The 18232-nt window shown below is 70.4% G+C and carries 20 protein-coding genes; 7 read left to right on the top strand and 13 right to left on the bottom strand.

What is annotated here, in order from left to right; genetic code table 11:
* Window positions 1-3: 3 nt before the first annotated feature.
* The 4 genes from OWR29_RS04305 to OWR29_RS04290 are packed head-to-tail and all read right to left on the bottom strand — an operon-like array spanning window position 4 to window position 3347.
* Window positions 4-1023, bottom strand: a complete 1020-nt coding sequence (locus OWR29_RS04305; protein ID WP_267561060.1) for an NADPH:quinone reductase — start codon at window positions 1021-1023, stop codon at window positions 4-6.
* Between the two features lie 16 nt (window positions 1024-1039).
* Window positions 1040-1702 carry an alpha/beta fold hydrolase gene (locus OWR29_RS04300; RefSeq protein WP_267561056.1) on the bottom strand — a complete coding sequence of 221 codons (663 nt, stop codon included), beginning with the start codon at window positions 1700-1702 and terminating at the stop codon, window positions 1040-1042.
* Window positions 1699-2256 carry a carboxymuconolactone decarboxylase family protein gene (locus OWR29_RS04295; RefSeq protein ID WP_267561054.1) on the bottom strand — a complete coding sequence of 186 codons (558 nt, stop codon included), beginning with the start codon at window positions 2254-2256 and terminating at the stop codon, window positions 1699-1701. Before OWR29_RS04295 ends, OWR29_RS04300 begins: the two co-directional genes overlap by 4 nt.
* On the bottom strand, window positions 2253-3347 hold the full coding sequence (locus OWR29_RS04290) for an LLM class flavin-dependent oxidoreductase (RefSeq protein WP_267561053.1): 1095 nt from the start codon (window positions 3345-3347) through the stop codon (window positions 2253-2255). Before OWR29_RS04290 ends, OWR29_RS04295 begins: the two co-directional genes overlap by 4 nt.
* 144 nt (window positions 3348-3491) lie before the next feature.
* On the opposite strand from OWR29_RS04290, the gene OWR29_RS04285 reads away from it, so the two are divergent.
* The 3 genes from OWR29_RS04285 (at window position 3492) to OWR29_RS04275 (ending at window position 6702) form a co-directional block, all read left to right on the top strand.
* The gene (locus OWR29_RS04285) at window positions 3492-4985 is read left to right on the top strand and encodes an aldehyde dehydrogenase (protein ID WP_267561052.1); all 1494 of its coding nucleotides are present in this window, start codon (window positions 3492-3494) and stop codon (window positions 4983-4985) included.
* Window positions 4985-5680: an enoyl-CoA hydratase/isomerase family protein gene (locus OWR29_RS04280; RefSeq protein ID WP_267561050.1), complete on the top strand. Its 696-nt coding sequence runs from the start codon at window positions 4985-4987 to the stop codon at window positions 5678-5680. The genes OWR29_RS04285 and OWR29_RS04280 overlap by 1 nt, the downstream gene beginning before the upstream one ends.
* An 83-nt stretch (window positions 5681-5763) precedes the next feature.
* Window positions 5764-6702, top strand: a complete 939-nt coding sequence (locus OWR29_RS04275; protein ID WP_267561048.1) for a hypothetical protein — start codon at window positions 5764-5766, stop codon at window positions 6700-6702.
* Here the strand turns inward: OWR29_RS04275 and OWR29_RS04270 are convergent.
* Genes OWR29_RS04270 through OWR29_RS04260 form a run of 3 tightly spaced genes read right to left on the bottom strand, consistent with a single transcriptional unit; the run spans window position 6679 to window position 8983 of the window.
* Entirely contained in the window at window positions 6679-7131 is a 453-nt protein-coding gene (locus OWR29_RS04270) for a hypothetical protein (protein ID WP_267561047.1), read from the bottom strand. The genes OWR29_RS04275 and OWR29_RS04270 overlap by 24 nt on opposite strands.
* Window positions 7132-7150: 19 nt before the next feature.
* Window positions 7151-7498, bottom strand: a complete 348-nt coding sequence (locus OWR29_RS04265; protein ID WP_267561046.1) for a GntR family transcriptional regulator — start codon at window positions 7496-7498, stop codon at window positions 7151-7153.
* A gap of 42 nt (window positions 7499-7540) precedes the next feature.
* Window positions 7541-8983: a carboxylesterase/lipase family protein gene (locus OWR29_RS04260; protein ID WP_267561045.1), complete on the bottom strand. Its 1443-nt coding sequence runs from the start codon at window positions 8981-8983 to the stop codon at window positions 7541-7543.
* Window positions 8984-9124: 141 nt separating this feature from the next.
* On the opposite strand from OWR29_RS04260, the gene OWR29_RS04255 reads away from it, so the two are divergent.
* Complete coding sequence (locus OWR29_RS04255; RefSeq protein ID WP_267561044.1) at window positions 9125-9673, top strand: AAA family ATPase; 549 nt, start codon at window positions 9125-9127, stop codon at window positions 9671-9673.
* On the opposite strand, the gene OWR29_RS04250 is transcribed toward OWR29_RS04255, so the two are convergent.
* On the bottom strand, window positions 9653-10060 hold the full coding sequence (locus tag OWR29_RS04250; RefSeq protein ID WP_267561043.1) for a GlcG/HbpS family heme-binding protein: 408 nt from the start codon (window positions 10058-10060) through the stop codon (window positions 9653-9655). The two genes, OWR29_RS04255 and OWR29_RS04250, sit on opposite strands and share 21 nt — an antisense overlap.
* On the bottom strand, window positions 10057-10908 hold the full coding sequence (locus tag OWR29_RS04245; protein WP_267561042.1) for an NAD(P)-dependent oxidoreductase: 852 nt from the start codon (window positions 10906-10908) through the stop codon (window positions 10057-10059). Before OWR29_RS04245 ends, OWR29_RS04250 begins: the two co-directional genes overlap by 4 nt.
* Before the next feature lie 141 nt (window positions 10909-11049).
* On the opposite strand from OWR29_RS04245, the gene OWR29_RS04240 reads away from it, so the two are divergent.
* From OWR29_RS04240 to OWR29_RS04230, 3 genes are read left to right on the top strand one after another with little or no spacing between them, the layout of a single operon-like run.
* Window positions 11050-11745, top strand: a complete 696-nt coding sequence (locus tag OWR29_RS04240) for a cyclase family protein (RefSeq protein WP_267561041.1) — start codon at window positions 11050-11052, stop codon at window positions 11743-11745.
* Window positions 11742-12521 (top strand): SDR family NAD(P)-dependent oxidoreductase, encoded by a 780-nt coding sequence (locus tag OWR29_RS04235; protein WP_267561040.1) that lies wholly within the window; start codon window positions 11742-11744, stop codon window positions 12519-12521. Before OWR29_RS04240 ends, OWR29_RS04235 begins: the two co-directional genes overlap by 4 nt.
* A complete protein-coding gene (locus tag OWR29_RS04230; protein WP_267561038.1) occupies window positions 12518-14425 on the top strand; it encodes an acetoacetate--CoA ligase in 1908 nt (635 codons plus the stop codon). Before OWR29_RS04235 ends, OWR29_RS04230 begins: the two co-directional genes overlap by 4 nt.
* Here the strand turns inward: OWR29_RS04230 and OWR29_RS04225 are convergent.
* From OWR29_RS04225 to OWR29_RS04210, 4 genes are all read right to left on the bottom strand, one after another.
* Complete coding sequence (locus OWR29_RS04225; RefSeq protein ID WP_267561036.1) at window positions 14422-15105, bottom strand: 4a-hydroxytetrahydrobiopterin dehydratase; 684 nt, start codon at window positions 15103-15105, stop codon at window positions 14422-14424. The genes OWR29_RS04230 and OWR29_RS04225 overlap by 4 nt on opposite strands.
* Before the next feature lie 111 nt (window positions 15106-15216).
* Window positions 15217-16206, bottom strand: coding sequence for an amidohydrolase family protein (locus OWR29_RS04220; RefSeq protein ID WP_267561034.1), 990 nt, complete (start codon window positions 16204-16206; stop codon window positions 15217-15219).
* Window positions 16207-16217: 11 nt separating this feature from the next.
* Entirely contained in the window at window positions 16218-17465 is a 1248-nt protein-coding gene (hisD, locus tag OWR29_RS04215; RefSeq protein WP_267561033.1) for a histidinol dehydrogenase, read from the bottom strand.
* The gene (locus OWR29_RS04210) at window positions 17465-18229 is read right to left on the bottom strand and encodes an ABC transporter ATP-binding protein (RefSeq protein WP_267561031.1); all 765 of its coding nucleotides are present in this window, start codon (window positions 18227-18229) and stop codon (window positions 17465-17467) included. Before OWR29_RS04210 ends, hisD begins: the two co-directional genes overlap by 1 nt.
* Window positions 18230-18232 lie beyond the last annotated feature (3 nt).

Here is an 18232-nt window from a genome sequence, read left to right as displayed (position 1 = left end):
GCGTCACGAGGAGACGTCCACCAGCACCTTGCCGACCGTGCCGTCCTCGACCGCCTGGTGCGCGGCGGCGGTTTCGGCCAGCGGGAAGCGGGTCAGCGGCAGGCCGTGCTCCTCGCCGACCGGCAGGGCGCCGTCGGCCACCGCGGCGGCGACGTCCTCGGCGGCGGCCGCGAGCGCCGCCGGGCCGACCGTGTAGAGCACGAGGAACTGGAACCGCGTGTTCAGCGTCATGTTCTGCCGCACGTCGAGCTCGACCGGCTTGCCGCCGTCATTGGCGTACGTCGAGATGGTGCCGCGCGTGCGGAGAACAGCCAGATCGAGCGCCAGGTTCGCGCCCAGCGCCACCTCGGCGATGATGTCGACCCCGTCGGGGGCGATCGCGCGAATCGCGGCGGCCGGATCGCCCTCGCGGTAGTTGACGACATGGTGCGCGCCGGCCGCGGTGGCCAGCCGGGCCTTCTCGGGACCGCTGATGGTGCTGATCACCGTGGCCCCGGCCCACCGCGCGAGCTGGATCGCCGCGTGGCCCACGGCGCCCGCGCCGCCCGCGGCCAGCACCACCTTGCCCTCGAGCGCGCCGGGGTGCAGCCGGCTCGGGCCGTCCTCGCCCACGGTGAGCGCGCGGTGGGCGGTCAGCGCGGGCACGCCGAGCGAGGCGCCGACGTCGAAGCTCACGTCGTCCGGCAGCGGCACCGCCCGGTCGGCCGCCACCACCGTGAACTCGGCGGCCGTGCCGGTGGGGCGCCCGGCGGTGGCCATGAACACCCAGACCCGCTGGCCGACCCGGCCCGGGTCGACCCCGTCGCCGACCGCGTCGACCGTGCCGGCGCCGTCAAGGTGGGGCGTGACCTCGGGGAACTGCTTGGGGTTGGTGGCGCCGGCGCGGGTCTTCCAGTCGGTCGGGTTGACGCCGCTGACGGCGATCCGGACCCGGACCTCACCCGGTCCCGGCGCGGGAACCTCTCGGTCGAGCAGTTGCAGAACCTCGGGGCCGCCGTTGTCGCGGTAGATGATGGCCTTCATGCGGCCGATTCTTCCCCTACTCGAGGAAGGCCGCCACGGCGTCGGCGAAGGCGTGCGGGTGCTCGTAGGCGGTGCCGTGCGCGCCCGGCAGCCAGGTGACCGTCACGTCCGGCAGGTTTCCGGCGAACCAGTCGGCCGCGGCGTGGAACGGGGGCGCGTCGTGCTTGCCGCACAGCACCAGCGTCGGCGCCTTGATGCCCGGGGCCAGGCTGGTGGTGTCGGCGGCGGCCAGCGCCTCGCACGTGCGCGCGTAGAGCGACGGGTCGCCCGACAGCAGCAGGGCCCGCACCCGGGAGACGGCCTCGGGCGGGGCGGCCTCGGTGAACCACAGCTTCTGCGTCGGGTCGAGAATCGGCGCAAGACCTTCCCGCCGTACGAGGGAAGCCCTTTCACGCCACATCCGGCGCATCGCCTCGGGATAGACGGCCACCGTGTCGACGAGCACGAGCCGGCGCACCAGATCCGGCCGTTTCGAGGCAAGCACCTGCGCGACCAGCCCACCCAGCGAGACGCCGGCCAGGTCGACCGGTTCCGTGAGCTCCAGGCCGTCGGCCATCTCCTCGATGGTGGCGCCGGCCAGATCCGGGGTGATCAGGTCGGGCTCGAACAACGACCGCACGGGATCCCAGAAGCGGTGGTCGACCCCGAGCGGATGCAGCAACACCAGCGGAACTGTCATGCGCACTCCCGGGCGGGCAGGCGCGGCGCGTCCTCGGGCGGGGGCGTCCGCGCGACGTTCATGGTCATGGCGAGCGTCGTGTAGTAGCCGGCCGTGCCGACGACCTCGACCACGCGCTCCTCCCCCAGCAGGTCAATTGCTTTCCCGTACGTCTCGTCGCCGACCTGCCGCGTCCGGTGCACCTCGTCGAGCAGGTCCCAGATCACCACGATCTCGGGACGGCCCGCCGGCTTCTCGGCGCGCGCCACGGCCTCGACGACCGACGGCGGGAGCCCCGCCTTCAGTGCCAGTGGTTGATGGAACCCGTACTCGAAATCCTGATCCCACTGCCGGGCCACGATGAGAACCACCAGCTCGACCAGATCGTCGTCGAGCACGCTGCCGAACCGCAGGTACTCCCCCACCAGCTGCAGCCGCGTCATCAGCTCGGGACTGCGCAGCAGCGGCACGAACGGGCCGAACAGCGCGCCCCGCGGACCGCCGGCCAGCCGGGCCGCGGCCTCTTTCTGGGCCGGTGTCAGCTCGGCCGGCAGGGGCATCCGGTCGGCGCTCACGCCAGCGCCGCGTTGACGTCCGGCATCACCTTCTGCGCCATCAGCTCCATCGAGCGGCGGGCCAGCCGCGGGTCGGCCCAGTCGAGCCCGGCGTAGACCAGCTCGCCGAAGTCGCCGACCTCCTCGCGGAAGGCCAGGATCTGCTCGGTCACCGATTCGGGGGTGCCGGTGATGACCAGCTTGTCGAGGATCCCGTCCAGCGTGACCTCGTCGTCCGGCTGGTCGCGGCGGGTCTTGAACAGCTCGAGGCGGCCCAGCTTGCGCATCTTCTTGAACATCTGCGAGTAGTAGAAGCGGTACGGGCTGTTTTCGTCGGCCCGGCCATAGGCCTCAGCTGTGGCCTCGTCGTCGGCCACGAAGACCGTGCGGGCCACACGCCAGTCGGCCGTGTCGGCGGTCTGACCGGCCTCTTCCTTGCCCTGCACGTAGTTGGGCCAGTGCGTGGCCACCCACTGCGGCAGCAGGAAGTTGGCCGACAGCGGGTGGAAGTCGCGCTTGCCCATGGCGATGACGCCTTTGCTGAACGGCGCCACCACCGTGCCGACGATCTCGGGCCGCGGCTGCTGCAACGGCTTGGGCAGATAGCCGACGCCGAAGTCGCTGTCCATGGTGGACTCGGTGGTCACCTTGAAGCGGTTGCCGGGCAGGTCGATCGCGTACGGCGGTTCCGATTCCCAGACCGCCGTGATGATATCGATGGCCTCGGCGAACATCTTGTTGCGGTCCTCGGCCAGGATGCCCAGCGCCTCGGCGTCGGAGGCCAGCGCGCCCGGGCTGATGCCGAGGATGAACCGGCCGCCGGCCAGGTGGTCGAACATCGCCGAGTTGGCCGCGATCAGCACGGGATGCTGCTGCGACAGGTTGGTGGTGCCGGTGGCCAGCTTGATCTGCCGGGTTTCGGAGATGAGCGTGGCCAGGAAGAGCAGGCTGTTGGTGATGTTCTCGTGCCGGTCGGTCAGGTGCTCGCCGATGAACGCGTCGTGGAAGCCCAGCGAGTCGGCCAGGATCACGGCCTCGCGGTCCTCGCGGAGGGTGTCGGCCCAGGTGCGGCCGAGCGGGTGCAGCGGCATCGAGAAGTAACCCAGTCTCACGGCTTGGCCTCGCTTCCTGTCATTCGTCCCCCGCAGCTTGGCCGTCTTCGCTTCCGGGAACAGTGGCGTCACCTGTGAGTCCGGCCGCGGTCGATGACGTCCGGCGTCAGTGACCCCGGCCGCGGGCCTGGATAGCGTCCGGACATGACCGAGGTGAAGATCCCCACCGGCCTGCGTATCGGCGGCCGGATCCTGGCCGGCCGCGGCCCCCGGCTCGACGTCATCAACCCCTCCACGGGCGGGGTGCTCGCGGTGGCCGACAGCGCCGACGCGGCCGATGTCGAGGAGGTCGTGCGGGTCGCGCAGGAGAGCTTCGACTCGGGCGTGTGGAGCCGCATGCCGATCCACGAGCGCTCGCGCATTCTGCACCGGTTCGCCGACGGGATCGCCGAGCGGATGGACGACCTGTACCGCCTCGAGACGGCCAACAACGGCCGGCCCCTGACCGAGACGAAGGCGCAGATCACCCGGCTGCCCGAGTGGTACCGCTACAACGCCTCGCTGCTGCTGGCCGACCGCGACGCCGTGGTGCCGATGCCGGGGCCGTACCACTCGTACACGAGCCGGCTGCCGCTCGGCGTGGTGACGATCCTGGCCTCGTTCAACCACCCCATGATGATCGCTTCGAAGTCGCTGGCGCCCGCCCTGGCCACCGGCAACTCGGTGGTGCTGAAGCCGTCCGAGCAGACGCCGCTGACCGCGATGCTGCTGGCCGACATCGCCCACGAGGCCGGCATCCCGGACGGCGTGCTCAACGTGATCAACGGCCTCGGTCCGGTGGTCGGGGCCGCACTGTGCGAGCACCCGCTGGTCAAGAAGGTCGTGTTCACCGGCGGCACCGAACCCGGCCGGTCGATCGCGACGGCGGCGGCTCAGCGCTTCGCCAAGACGACGCTCGAGCTGGGCGGCAAGTCGCCGGTGCTGTTCTTCGAAGACACCCCGATCGAGGTGGCCGCCCGCGGCGCGGCCTTCGGCGGGTTCATCGGGGCCGGCCAGACCTGCATCGCGGGCAGCCGCCTGCTCGTGCAGCGCAGCATCCACGACGAGTTCGTGACCGCCCTGGCGACGATCGCGGAGAACATCCGGATCGGGGACCCGGCCGATGCGGCCACCCAGCTCGGCCCGGTGATCTCGGCCCGGGCCCGGGACCGCATCCTGGCGACCATCGAGAAATCCGGCGCCCGCGTGGTCACCGGCGGCCGAGCCGCCACCGTGCCCGGCTTCGAGGGCGGCTTCTTCGTGCAGCCGACCGTGCTGGCTGATGTCACCAACGACATGGCCGTGGCTCGCGAGGAGATCTTCGGCCCGGTGGTCGTGGTGATCCCGTTCGACGACGAGGACGAGGCGGTCGCCCTCGCCAACGACTCCCCGTTCGCGCTGGGCTCGGCCGTGTGGACGCGCGACATCGCCCGCGGGCACCGGGTGGCGTCGCGCCTGGAGGCCGGAATGGTCTGGGTGAACGACCATCACCGGCTCGACCCGTCATCGCCGTGGGGCGGCTTGAAGCAGAGCGGCATCGGCCGTGAGGGCGGCTGGGAGTCGTTCCACGACTTCACCCACGTGCGGGCGGTGACCGTGCGGACGGCGACCGACGACGTGGACTGGTACGGCGGGATCGCGACCGGGAGGTTGAACTGATGCGTTTCGAGACCACTGACGGCGTGATCACGGCGGAGCTGGACCGCCCGCCGCAGAACCTGTTCAGCATCGCATTGTGTGACGAACTGACGGGCGTACTGTCGGATCCGCCGCCGGGCGCCCACATTCTGCGGTTGCGCGCCGCTGGAGACGTCTTCTGTCTGGGCCGTGATCGGGGTGGGTCAACCCCTTCCGACGTACGCGGGGAAGCCGAAGCACTCGCTCGGGTGACCCGCGCGGCCCGGCGCACGAAGCTGGTCACCGTGGCCGAGGTGCAGGGCGACGCGGCCGGCTTCGGGGTCGGCCTGGTTGCGGCGTTCGACGTCGCCGTGGCCGTACGACAGGCGACCTTCCGCTTCCCCGAGGTGGGCATCGGCCTGGCCCCGGCCCTGGTGCTGGCCTGGCTGCCGCGCGTCGTCGGCCGCCGCGAGGCGTTCTGGCTCACGGCCACCGGCGACCCGCTGTCCGCCGCCCGTGCGGCCGAACTGGGCCTGCTGAACGAGGTGGTGGACACCCGCGACGAGCTGACCAAGCGCGTCGACGAGATGGTCGCCCAGCTGCGCACCCGCAGCCCGCGGGTGCACGCCGACATCAAGGACATGCTGCGGGCCTTCGGCGAACTGGGCGACGACAGCGCCCTCGACGCCAGCGTCGACCGCCTGGTCGTCGGCTCGCTCCGCCGCGGCGAACCATGAACCATTGCTCTTCGTAATGAGTGAATAACTCTTCGCGCATTCCCGTATGGCGATCTATCAATGGGCCGCCTTAGCGTTCGGGCATGATAGGTGCCTCGCACGTCGCCCTCCTGCTCGCGATCGCCGCGGGCCCGGCCCCCGTCCAGGCGGCGGCCCTCCCCACGCTCGCCGTCGGCGCCACGACGTCGGCCGCCGACGTGGTCGGCAGCGGCAACACCTGCGCCGGCTTCCTCGACGAGCGGACCCACCTCGGCAACCTGGGCATCCGCCGCGTCTTCGCCTCGGCCGGCCAGCTGCCGCCGGCCGACGCCCTGACCTGCCACAACACGTACGGCGCCACGCTCTGGTACTCGTTCAAGACCTCGTGCACGCCGACCGCCGTGGCCGCCGGCACCTGCGACTCCGAGATCCAGAACATCGCCGCCGCCATGCCGGCCGACAGCTATCTCACGTACAACCACGAGCCCGAGAACGACATGACCGGCGTCCAGTTCGTGGCCGCGTTCCAGCGCGTCTACGCCATCGCCAAGACGGTCAATCCGAACGTCAACGTCGTCCCCATCTACATGTCGTACCAGTGGCGTTCAGGCTCGACCCGGGTCACCAACAACGGCACCGGCGGCGACAACGAGATCCGCGACTGGATCGTCCCCGCCGCCTCGGCCGATGCCTACGGCTTCGACCTGTACTGGCAGGCCAGCACCCGCGGCAGCGAGCCCGACGACCCGGTCAGCGTGGGCGCCGACCCGCGCATGATCCGCTGGTACAACGCCTTCTCCACGCAAGGCCGCCCCCTGACCCTCCCCGAGTGGGGCATCGACGACGACCAGGGCACCCGCGCCTCCCGCGGCCCGGCCATCCGCGCCTCCCGAACCTGGCTGACCGCCCGCAACTTCCGCATCATCAGCTACTGGCAACTCGACAACTGGTACCTCGGCGCCACGTCCGTCCCCGCCGGCAGCTACCTCGACCCCGACGGCGTAGCCGCCTACCAGGAATTAGTAGCCGCCGCGGTTCCCTGATCCGATCGCGGCCACGGCGGCCTGCGGGTCGGGGACGGTGACGGTCACGGTCCGGCCCGTACGCAGGGTCAGGCGCAGCGCGGGACCGGAGCGCACGGTGCAGTAGGTGCCGCGCATCGTCCACCAGAAGCCCCACGAGACGTTCCACAGGGGCAGGTCGACCACCTCGGCCCGCTCGATCTGGTCGAGGCGGTAGGTGGCGCGGGGCCGGCCGAGCAGGCCGAAGCGGACGCTGACGCCGTTGGGGCCGGCGGCCGTGCGGATGCTCGAGGCCGTCAGCACGTTGACCAGAACGGCGGCCGCGGCAACCAGCAGAGGTACGACGTAGTCCGCGTTTCCAAGCGTCAGCAAAGGCACGGCGAGCGCGGCGCTCACCACGACGAACGGCCAATTGGTGGCACGCCCGGTGTAGACGGCGATGGCTGTCATGGTTCCGCCCTCCGGTGGGTCAGGTCAGCTTTTCGATGAGGCGGATCAGGTCACCGCGGCCGAGGCCGTGTTCCCGGGCCAGGGCGACCAGGCTCTGCGCCGCCTCGGTGACCGGGGCCGGCTCGGTCACGGCCGAGGCGACCCGGGCCCCGCGGCCACGGCGGAATTCGAGCAGGTTCTCGTCGCGCAGCTGGCGATACGCGGCCAGCACCGTGTTGCGGTCGACCGACAGCGCCTCGGCCAGCTCGGCCGCGGGTGGCAGCTGCTCCCCCACCGCCAGCTCGCCCGAGGCCACGCCGTGCCGGACGCAGCCCGCGATCTGGTGCTGCAGCAGCTCCCGCGACGAATGATCAACTGTCCACCTCATGGTGCTAGCATGATCAGCACCATTTCGTTGCCACCGCAAGCCTCACCGTTCGAGCGGCGCGAAGGGGTGGTCCTTCCAGATCTCGAGCGAAGAGCTTTCCGGGTACGGCATAACGGCACCGGGCACGTCGAAGATCCGGGTCAGGTGGCCGGCGACGTCGTAGGCGGCCCAGCCGGGGTCGCCGTGGGCGGCGAAGGCGGTCCAAGCGGTGCGCATCTGCTTCGACACGGCAGCCGCGTCCGAGCCGGGCTCGGCGCTCAGAGGCAAAGTGGGCCCATTGCCGAACAGGAGCGGGATGTCCAGTCCGTGGCAGGCGCCCAGTTCCGGCGCGGCCCACGTCAGTTCGTAGACGAAAGCCCGGCCGCCGCCCGCGATGTGCGCGTCGGCCAGGCGTACGGACGGCATCCGGAACAACCAGTCGGAGTTCACCAGCTCGTACAGCTCGTCGGGCCCCGCGTCCGGAAAGGCCGACCGGTAGCGCCGGGCGCCGTCCGGGGCGGGCGCGAGGATGTCCAAGGCCTCGGCCGCGGCGGCCGGCGTGATCTGACCCAGCAATCCGGTCATCGCGGTGAACAGCCGCTGTTCGTCGCGGGTGTGCCCGGCGAGCAGGGTGACCTCCCGCGCCGCGCCGGCGGCCAAGGCCTGCCACGGCGTCTGCGGCAGGACGTCGCCGTCGACGACGGGGGCGAACAGAACCGAGCGGTACCCGGCCGGGCCCCAGCGGTCCGCCTTCCCAGCGGTGACCGCGTCCGCGGCCGCCACCAGCAGGTCCGGGTCGACGCCGGCCAGGTCGCCGACGGTGGGCCGCAGATCGAGCTCGGCTGCGCAGGCGGCAGCGATGTCGGCCGCCAGCTCGGGCGAGAAGAACGTGCCGGGAACGCTTTGCGCGATCGCCCGCCGGAACAGCCCGGCCGCCCGCGGCATGGCGAGCAGCGCGGCCACCGAACCCCCACCGGCCGACTCCCCGAAGACCGTCACCTGCCCCGGGTCGCCGCCGAACCCGGCGATGTTGTCCCGCACCCATTCCAGCGCGGCCACCTGATCGAGCAACCCGCGGTTGTCCGGTGCCCCCGCGATGGAGGCGAATCCCTCCACACCGAGGCGGTAGTTGAAGCTCACCAGCACGACGCGACCCTCGCGGGCAACCCGGCTGCCGTCGAACTCCGGCTGGCTGGCGGCCCCGATCACGTACGCGCCGCCGTGAATCCACACCATCACCGGAAGCTTCGCCGCCCGGTCCAGCACGGGCGACCAGACATTGACCGTCAGCCAGTCGTCGTCCTCGGTGTTTCCCGAACTCTGCGGGGCGGCCGGACCGTACGACAAAGCCGCCCGTACGCCGTCCCAGCGCTCCACCGCCCGCGGCGCCGCGAACCGGCCGGCCCCGACCGGCGGCGCCGCGTACGGGATCCCGCGGAAGACTGCGACATCGGACTCCCACCGGCCTTGGACGACTCCGGCCACCACGCGCACTTCTGCCGACATGGCGGCATGGTCACTCGATTTCGCCCCGGCCGCGAGTCAATTAGCGCGGTTGCGCCCGTCGGCCCAGTGTGTTCAGATCGGATCAGGTAGGCCCCTTCCGGGTTCCGGACGCGCCTTGCGACGCGACAGGAAGGGATGACCATGACCGACGAACAGATCCCCTACAGCGACGTGGTTTCGCCGCGCGGGATTCCGGTCGACCAGCTGGTTTCGGTGCTGCAGAAGGAAATCCGCCGATCCAGCGTCGACAACGCCGTGCTGGCCGCGTACGAAATGCTTTCCACGTCGGCCGAGGTGGCCGCCCATCTGTGGCAGCGCCTCGCGTTGATCGCCGTCGAGGACATCGGGCTGGGCGAGCCGATGGCCCCGCTGCTCATCGAGTGCCTGCGCCGGAACTTCGACGCCACGCCGGGCGGGGACACCATGATGGCCGTGCACGCCGTCCGCTTCCTGGCGCTGGCTCGCAAGGACCGCACCAGTTCCGAGCACGCCGACTGGGTGACCACCAGGGTCGAACGCGGCGAGTCGGTGGTCACCGTTCCGGACTACGCGCTCTGCGTGCACACCAAGGCGGGTCAGGAGATGGGCCGCGGCCTGGCGCAGTGGTGGGCCAACGGCGCGCTGGTCAACGACGAGAGCGCGACGGCCGACCACTCGTACCGCGAAGAATTAATTCGCGAGAGCCGCTAGCGCGCACGCCTCGTCGACGTCGGAGGTGTCGCCGCTGACGCCGATCGCGCCCAGCACCGCGCCGTCGGCGTCGCGGATGAGGACGCCGCCGGCCGCGGGGGCCAGTCGGCCGTCCGTCGCGGCGGCGAGCGAGGTGAAGAAGGCCGGCTGGTGCTCGGCCCGCTCGGCGATCTGCCGGGACGACATTCCCATGCCCAGGGCCCCGTAGGCCTTGGCCGTGGCGATCTCGACGCGCAGGATGCCCGCGCCGTCCTCGCGCTTGACGACCACCGGGTGACCGCCGGCGTCCATCACCACCACGGCCAGGGGCGCGGCGTCGATCGAGCGGGCGTGCCGCAGCGTGCCGTCGGCCAGCTCGTCGGCCCGGGCCAGGGTGATCGGTGTCATCGCTCCTCCAGCACTTCCAGCAGCGCGGCCGCGTCGGCGTCGGCCCAGCCGGTCGCGGCCGCCCGTTCGTAGAGCGGCAGCGTCGCGTCGAGCACCGGCGTGGGCACACCGACCGACTCGGCCAGTTCCCGCACCAACGCTACGTCCTTGAGGAACATCGAGACCCGGGCTGTGGCCGGCCGGTACGACCGCTGGACCATCAGCGGACCGCGCTTGTCGAAGATGACCGAGCCGCCGGCGCCGTCCCGGACGGTCTCGTAGAGCACCGTGGGGTCGAGCCCGGCCGCCGCGCCGAGCGCGAAAGCCTCGGCCGTAGACGCGTTGTGGATCGACACGAGCAGGTTGGCCACCAGCTTCATCCGGGTGCCGTCGCCGAACGGGCCGAGGTGCCGCACCGAGCGCGCGAACGCCTCGAGCACCGGACGGGCCGTCGCGAAGGCCGCCTCGTCGCCGCTGCCGAGTATCACCAGGTCGCGCACCTTGGCCTGGGCGCCCGTTCCGCTGATCGGGCAGTCCAGCAGTTCAGCTTCCTCGAACAACGAGCGGCACTGCTCCTTGACGGCCAGCGACAACGTCGAGGTGTCGACGACGACGTTGCCCCGGGCGGAATCCGCCAGCTCGGCGCAGACCTGCAGCGCGGCCTCGGCGCTGGGCAGCGAGGTGATCACGACCGCCGACTCCCGGGCCAGCGTGGCCAGGTCGGGCGCGGGGCGTCCGTCGAAGGTCTTCATGGCTTCCTCGGACACGTCGGTGCCGATCACGTCGAAGCCGGCGTCGAGCAGGTGGCCGCTGATGGCCGAGCCCATGATGCCGAGGCCGACCACCCCGACCGTCGTCACTGTCGTCATCCGGCCACGGTAGGGCGGGTCCGATCACGTACGGCTGTCGTGTGCCGTCACTGCCGGGGCTCAGAACTGCTGCCCGACGGGAGTCCCCCGGGCGTACGGCGGTCATACAGTTCGCCCAACCCGAGCGGAAGGAGAGTCGCCGTGCGCCTCGTCGACCTGTCACAGGACATCTACCAGGGCATGCAGGTCTACCCCGGGCATCTCAAGACGGTGGTGTTCGACCACGCGTCGCACGAGGAGACGGCGCTGCGCTTCGTGGGCGGCTTCTCGTTCCAGACCAAGGGTTTCATGATGAACGACAACGGGCCGACCCACGTCGACTCGTTCTCGCACCTGGACCCGGACCCGTCGGCGCAGACCATCGACCAGATGTCGCTCGACCTGTTCTACGGCCCGGCCGTCTGCCTGGACGTGTCGCACGTCGAGGCCCACCAGGACATCACGGCCGAGCACCTGGACGCGGCGCAGGAGGCGCACGGGGTGAGCGTCGAGCGCGGCGACATCCTGTTGCTGCACACCGGAACCCACGGCCGGTACGCCGCTCAGGCCAAGTACCTCACCGACTTCCCGGGACTGGGCGAGACGGGCAGCGAGTGGATCGTCGAGCACGGCGTGAAGACGTTCGGCGTGGACAGCCCGACCCCCGACAACCCGGTCAGCAAGTCGTACCCGTGCCACATGATGTGCCGGCGGCACCACATCACCCACTACGAGAACCTGACGAACCTCGACCAGTTGGTCGGCAAGAAGTTCACGTTCGTCGGCTTCCCGCTCAAGGTGATCGGCGCGCACGGCGGTCCGACCCGCGCTGTGGCCTTGCTCGACGAGGCGGCATGACGCACACGGGGTCAACCGCGAGCAGCGACCGGGTCGCCGGCCGCACGGCCGTCGTCACGGGCGCCGGCAACGGGCTGGGGCGGGCGATCACGCTCGCCCTGGCCGAGCGGGGCGCCTCCGTGGTCGCGGTCGGGCGCAACCAGGAACGGCTGGAAGCGGTCGAGGGCAAGAACATCCGGGCCGCCACGGCCGACGTCTCCGACCCGGCGAGCGTCGAGGCCCTCGCGGCGGAACTCAGCGGCGAGACGGTGTCGATCCTCGTCAACAACGCCGGCGTTCCCGGGCCGGTCGCCTCGCTGGTCGACATCGCGCCGGACGAGTGGGACGACGTGTTCGCGGTCAACGTGCGCGGCACCTATCTGATGTGCCGCGCCTTCCTGCCCGGCATGGTCGAACGCGGCGCCGGCGACGTCATCAATGTGGCCTCGGTCAGCGGCAAACGGCCACTGATCCGCCGTACGCCGTACACCGCCAGCAAGATGGCGGTGATCGGCCTGACCCGCACCCTGGCCTACGAGGTCGGCCCGGCCGGTGTCTCGGTGAACTCGTTGTCGCCGGGCCCGGTCGACGGCCCGCGCATGACGCGCAACTTCACGCTCGAAGCTGAGCGAACAGGCGTCACCTATGAACAGGCCGAGGAAGCGTTCGTTTCGCGCGCCGCCCTGCACCGCATGCTGACCGAGGACGAGGTGGCCGCGGCGGTCATCGCGATGCTGCACATGCCGGGGTTGTGCGCCGCCGACATCGACCTCTCGGCCGGGATGGTCGCGCCTTGACCCTGTGGGAGCCGCCGCCGGACGTCCGCGAGACCACGCGCGTCGGCGCCTACCTGTCGTGGCTCTCGGGGACCCGGGGCCTGGAGTTCGCCGACTACGCGGCGTTGTGGCAGTGGTCGGTCGACGACCTGCCCGCGTTCTGGCAGTCGATCTGGGACTACTTCGGTGTGATCGCGCACGACCAGCCGTCCGGCGTGCTGCCGGACGGCGCGTCGATGCCGGGCGCGAAGTGGTTCCCGGGCGCCACGCTCAACTACGCCGAACATGTTCTGCGCATGCCTGGCCGCGCCGACGACGAAACGGCCATCTTCGCTCATAGTCAGACGCGCAGAACGCTCACTTTGACCGTCGCGGAATTGCGCGAACATGTTCGTGCAGTGCGCGCCGGCTTGAGGGCGCGCGGCATCGGCCCCGGTGACCGGGTCGCCGCCTACGCGCCGAACATCCCCGAGACGTACGTGTTGATGCTCGCGACCGCCAGCCTCGGCGCGACCTTCTCGTCGTGCGCCCCCGAGTTCGGCGTGCGCAGCGTCATCGACCGCTGGCAGCAGATCGAGCCGGCGCTGCTGGTCGCCGTCGACGGCTACCGCTACGGCGACAAGACCATCGACCGCCGGTCCGAGGTCGCGGCCATCACCGCCGCCCTGCCCTCACTGCGTGATGTGGTGACGATCGGCTATCTGGACCCCGCCCACGACACGTTCAGCGACCTCACCGGCGACGACCCCCTGGCGTACGAGCCGGTGCCTTTCGACCACCCGCTCTACGTCCTCTACAGCTCGGGCACGACCGGTCTGCCCAAGCCGATCGTCCACGGCCACGGCGGCATCCTGCTCGAACACCTGAAGATGCTGGCCCTGCACCACGACCTCGGCCCCGGCGACCGCTTCTTCTGGTTCACCACCACCGGCTGGATGATGTGGAACTTCCTGGCCGGCGCCCCCGCCGTCGGTGCGTCCATCGTGCTGTACGACGGTCACCCGGGCCTGTCGCAGCTGTGGGACCTGATCGACGAGGCCGGCATCACGTACTTCGGCACGTCCGCCGCCTTCCTGATGGCCTCACGGAAGGCGGGCCTCACCCCACGGAAACCGAATCTCAAGGCCATCGGCTCGACCGGTTCCCCGCTCCCACCCGAGGGCTACCACTGGGTGTACGAGTCGGTCGGCCGCCAGGTGCAGCTGCAATCGCTGTCCGGCGGTACGGACGTGTGCACCGGCTTCGTGGGCGGCGTGCCCCTGCTCCCCGTCCACGAGGGCAGGATCGCCTGCCGTGCCTTGGGCGCCCGGGTCGAGGCCTACGACCCCGCCGGCCACCCCGTCATCGACGAGCTGGGCGAGCTGGTCATCACCGCCCCCATGCCGAGCATGCCGGTCGCCTTCTGGAACGACCCCGGCGGCCACCGCTACCGCGAGGCCTACTTCGACGTCTTCCCCGGCGTCTGGCGCCACGGCGACTGGATCACCATCGCCCCCGACGGCTCCTGCGTCATAACCGGCCGCTCCGACGCGACCCTGAATCGCGGCGGCGTACGCCTGGGAACCTCAGAGTTCTACGCCGTAGTCGACAACCTGCCCGAGATCGCCGACTCCCTGGTGGTCCACCTCGAGCCCGACACTCTCATGCTCTTCGTCGTCCCCGCCGACGGCCACAACCTGGACGACCCCCTGCGCCACCGAATCCGCACCGAACTGCGATCCGCCCTCTCCCCGCGCCACATCCCCGACGAGATCCACGCCGTACGAGCAGTCCCCCGCACCCTCTCGGCAAAGAAACTCGAGGTCCCGGTCAAGCGCATCCTGACCGGAACCCCGGTCGAAGCAGCCGCCGCGAAGGGCGCCCTGGCCAACCCGGAGTCCCTGCTCGCCTTCGAGGCCCTGGCCCGCAAGCGGACCATGAGCTAAGACAGCGTGTCTGTGCAGACGCAGGCCTTGTTGCCGTCCTGGTCGGCGATCACTGTGAACGACGGGGCGTGGCTGGCGTCAACGACGGTGCCGCCGGCGGCCACGGCGGCGGCGATGCGCTGGTCGGCCACCTCAGGGGCGACCCAGACGTCGATGTGGAAGCGCTGACGTGGGGTCTCGTGTTCGTCGGTGTCCTGGAACCAGAGGATCGGCACGCGGCCGGTGAGGTCGCGGACGTCGTCGCCGATGGTGCCGCGGCCCTGGGCGTCGGTGCTGCCGGTCAGCAGCGCGGCCCAGACGGGCGCCACCCGCGCCGCTGAGGCTGTGTCGAGGGCCAGCTCGATCGTCGTGATCGCGGACGGGTCGGCTACGGCGCCCTGCTCGGCGGCGATCTCGGTGATCCGGCGGGCCGCGTCCAGGTCGTGCTGGGTGACCCATTCGACGATGTGCTCGACGCCCTGGTCGTCGCGGTGGACGGCGTCCTGGCTGATCAGCTTCAGGTCCACGTAGCCGTCGCCGACCGTCACCCGCGGCGGGTGACCGAGGTCGGCCATCGCCGCGACGAACCTTGCACCGGCCCCGAACCCGCCGACGGTGTACCGCGCGTGCAGCCCCTGCCCCAGCTTGCGCCAGTCGGCCAGGCCGGCGTCGGCTATCTGCTTCCCGGTGAGCATGTCCATGCCCGGCACCGTAGACCCCATTCCGGACGATCGACTTCCGGATGCCGGCACACACCACGCCCGCCGGGCGGCGTCGTTGCCGGCGGCGGGCGTGGTTGCCTTCGGAAGGGGTCAGGTGAGCTTGAGCAGGCGGGCGGCCGTCTCGCCGCGGATGGCGTCGCGGACCGGCTCGTCGAGGCGGGCGGTGGCGATCTGGTCGAGCGGGTCGTAGTGGCCCATGTCGAACGGGTAGTCGGTGCCGATGACCACGTGGTCGGCGCCCATCTGCTGCACCAGGAACTCCAGGTGCGGGGCGTCGAAGACCAGGCAGTCGACGTAGATCTGCTTCAGGTACGTCGACGGTTGGCGGCTGATGTGGTGCCGGCCCTCCGGGCGCAGCTCGTACGCGTGGTCCATGCGCGACGAATAGAACGGCAGGTAGCCGCCGCCGTGCACGGCCACGAGCTTGAGGTTCGGGTACTCCTCGAGCACGCCGCCGTGGATGATCTTCGTCAGCGCCACCGTGGTGTCGAGCGGGTTGCCGATCACGTTGGTCAGGTAGTACTTGCGGAAACGCTCGCCCCCGGTGAAGCCGTTGGGGTGCAACATGACCACGACGTCAAGTTCCTCGGCTTTGGCGAAGAACGGGCGGAACCGCTGATCGTCGAGGTCCAGCCCCATCACGTTGGTGTTGATCTCGACGCCGCGGAAGTCGTACTCGCGCACACACCTTTCGAGTTCGGCCACGGCGGCGGAGACATCTTGCATGGGTACGGTGGCCAGGCCCACGAACCGGTCCGGGTGATCAGCCACGATCTTGGCCAGGTTGTCGTTCTGCATCCGGGCCAGGTCACGGCCCAGAGCCGGGTCGGTCCAGTAGAAGTAGCCGGCCGGCGCGACCGAGATGGCCTGCACGTCGATGCCCATCCGGTCGAGGTCCGCGATGCGCCGCAACGGGTCGGTGGCCTGCGGCATGATCTCGCGGACGTGCTCGACCTGGTACGCGTTGGTCTCGTCCCCGCCGTAGTAGGTGAACGGGTCCATCTCGGGCGACATGAGCCCGTTCACGAGCGGCAGCGTGTCGGGCAGGATGACGTGGCCGTGGATATCAACGGTTCGCACAAGAAGCCTTTCTAGGAAGCCCAGGAGAGTGGAGCACCGGCGTATTTCGCGGCACGGACGTCACCGGATCGAGCGTGGCCCTCGAAGAGCTCGACCCGCGCCGCCCGTCCGCACAGTTCGCCCAGCTCGGCCGAGGCGGCCGGGGAGGTGACCTCCTGATAGGTCACCGTGCGCAGGTACTTCCCGACCCACAGGCCGCCCGTGTAGCGCGCGGCGCCCCGCGTCGGGAGCACGTGGTTCGTCCCGATCGCCTTGTCCCCGTACGAGACGCACGTGCCCTCACCGAGGAACAGCGCGCCGTAGTGCCGCATCCTCTCGAGCGCCTCGCGCGGGTTCCGGGTCAGGATCTGCACGTGCTCGCTGGCGAACGTGTCGGCCCGCGTGTACGCCTCGTCGAGCGTCCCGACGACGTGGACCTCACCGTGGTCGCGCCAGGCCGGCCCGGCCATGTCGTTGGTCGGCATGCCGGGCAGGATCGCCTCGATGTGCTCGACCACCTTCTCGGCCAGCGCTGACGAAGTCGTGATGAGCACGGCCGGCGAGTCGGGCCCGTGCTCGGCCTGGCTGAGCAGATCGACCGCGACGATGAACGGGTCGGCGGCGTCGTCGGCCACGATCAAGATCTCGGTCGGCCCGGCGAACAGGTCGATGCCGACCGTGCCGAACAATTGGCGTTTGGCTTCGGCTACGTACGCGTTCCCGGGCCCGGCGATGAGGTCGACCCGCGCGATCGACGCGGTTCCGAGCGCCATGGCCGCCACCGCCTGCACACCACCGAGCAGATGGATCTCGTCGGCCCCGGCCAGATGCAGCGCGGCCACCGTGGCCGGCGGGATCTCCCCGCGCAGCGGTGGCGTGCACGCCGTAACCCGTTCCACACCAGCGACTTTTGCCGTTACGACTGTCATGTGGGCCGACGCCGTCAGCGGATAACGCCCACCCGGCACGTACGCGCCGGACGCCACGATCGGCAGGTGCTTCTGCCCGAGGAAGACGCCGGGCTGGGTCTGCACCTCGATGTCGTGCATGCTGTCGCGCTGCGCCTGGGCGAACCTGCGGACGTTGGCCTGCACGGTCTTGATGTCGTCGATGACCGTCGGCGGCACCGAGGCCACGATCTTCTCGATCTCGGCTGCGGAGAGCCGGAACGACTCGGGCGACCAGTTGTCGAACTTCTGCGAGTAGCGGCGGACCGCGTCGTCACCGTTGGCGCGGACGTCCTCGATGACTTCTTGAACGACGTCGGAGACCTGAGACATCAGGCGACCGCCTCAGGCGTACGGGCCATGGCTTTCATGGTTTCGAGCCGGCCCAGCACCTCGGCCTGCAGGGTGGCCACCGTCGGGTCGGTCTGCCGGCGCGGCCGGGGCAGGTCGATGGTGATGTCCTCGAAGATCCGGCCGCCCGGCTGCAGGACGATGATGCGGTCGGACAGTTCGACCGCCTCGACCACGTCGTGCGTCACGAACACCACCGTCTTCTTGGACTGGGCCCAGATGTCCTGCAGCTGCGCCCGCAGGCCGCGAGCCGTGATGGCGTCGAGGTGGCTGAACGGCTCGTCCATCAGCAGCAGGTCGGGCTCGACGGCGAAGGCGCGGGCGATGCCGACCCGTTGCTGCATGCCGCCCGAGAGCTGGCCCGGGAAGAAGTCGGCGTTCTTGGTGAGGCCGACCATCTCCAGGTACTTGCGGCACCGCCCGACCGTCGCCTCACTGCGGTCGTTCTGCACGTACATCATGTTTTTCATGACGCTGCGCCACGGCAGCAGGCGCGGGTCCTGGAACACGTACCCCATCCGGGCCGGCCCGCCGGAGTCGCTGGTCAGGCTGATGTCGCCCGACGTGTGCTCCTCGACGCCGGAGATGATGTTGAGCAGCGTGCTCTTGCCGCAACCGGACGGCCCGACGATCGAGACGAAGGTGCCGCCGCGTACGTCGAAGGAGATGTCGTCGAGCACGCGGCTGGCCCGCGGCGTGCCCACGTTGAAGGTCTTGGCCAGATTCTTGATGGTCAGGACAGCCATGGT

Source organism: Paractinoplanes pyxinae (genome assembly GCF_026626335.1).
Taxonomy (GTDB): Bacteria; Actinomycetota; Actinomycetes; order Mycobacteriales; family Micromonosporaceae; genus Actinoplanes; species Actinoplanes pyxinae.
Note: the sequence above shows the minus strand (reverse complement) of the source record. Positions and strands in the feature narration are given on the sequence as shown.

Excerpts from the sequence above, each read along its gene's own strand:
- OWR29_RS04260 (WP_267561045.1), bottom strand. The coding sequence starts at position 8,983 with ATGTCGGCAGAAGTGCGCGTGGTGGCCGGAGTCGTCCAAGGCCGGTGG.
- OWR29_RS04250 (WP_267561043.1), bottom strand. The coding sequence starts at position 10,060 with ATGACACCGATCACCCTGGCCCGGGCCGACGAGCTGGCCGACGGCACG.
- OWR29_RS04210 (WP_267561031.1), bottom strand. The coding sequence starts at position 18,229 with ATGGCTGTCCTGACCATCAAGAATCTGGCCAAGACCTTCAACGTGGGC.
- OWR29_RS04280 (WP_267561050.1), top strand. The coding sequence starts at position 4,985 with ATGCGTTTCGAGACCACTGACGGCGTGATCACGGCGGAGCTGGACCGC.
- OWR29_RS04225 (WP_267561036.1), bottom strand. The coding sequence starts at position 15,105 with ATGGACATGCTCACCGGGAAGCAGATAGCCGACGCCGGCCTGGCCGAC.
- OWR29_RS04255 (WP_267561044.1), top strand. The coding sequence starts at position 9,125 with ATGACCGACGAACAGATCCCCTACAGCGACGTGGTTTCGCCGCGCGGG.
- OWR29_RS04270 (WP_267561047.1), bottom strand. The coding sequence starts at position 7,131 with ATGACAGCCATCGCCGTCTACACCGGGCGTGCCACCAATTGGCCGTTC.
- OWR29_RS04285 (WP_267561052.1), top strand. The coding sequence starts at position 3,492 with ATGACCGAGGTGAAGATCCCCACCGGCCTGCGTATCGGCGGCCGGATC.
- OWR29_RS04245 (WP_267561042.1), bottom strand. The coding sequence starts at position 10,908 with ATGACGACAGTGACGACGGTCGGGGTGGTCGGCCTCGGCATCATGGGC.
- OWR29_RS04235 (WP_267561040.1), top strand. The coding sequence starts at position 11,742 with ATGACGCACACGGGGTCAACCGCGAGCAGCGACCGGGTCGCCGGCCGC.
- OWR29_RS04300 (WP_267561056.1), bottom strand. The coding sequence starts at position 1,702 with ATGACAGTTCCGCTGGTGTTGCTGCATCCGCTCGGGGTCGACCACCGC.
- hisD (WP_267561033.1), bottom strand. The coding sequence starts at position 17,465 with ATGTCTCAGGTCTCCGACGTCGTTCAAGAAGTCATCGAGGACGTCCGC.
- OWR29_RS04305 (WP_267561060.1), bottom strand. The coding sequence starts at position 1,023 with ATGAAGGCCATCATCTACCGCGACAACGGCGGCCCCGAGGTTCTGCAA.
- OWR29_RS04275 (WP_267561048.1), top strand. The coding sequence starts at position 5,764 with ATGATAGGTGCCTCGCACGTCGCCCTCCTGCTCGCGATCGCCGCGGGC.
- OWR29_RS04265 (WP_267561046.1), bottom strand. The coding sequence starts at position 7,498 with ATGAGGTGGACAGTTGATCATTCGTCGCGGGAGCTGCTGCAGCACCAG.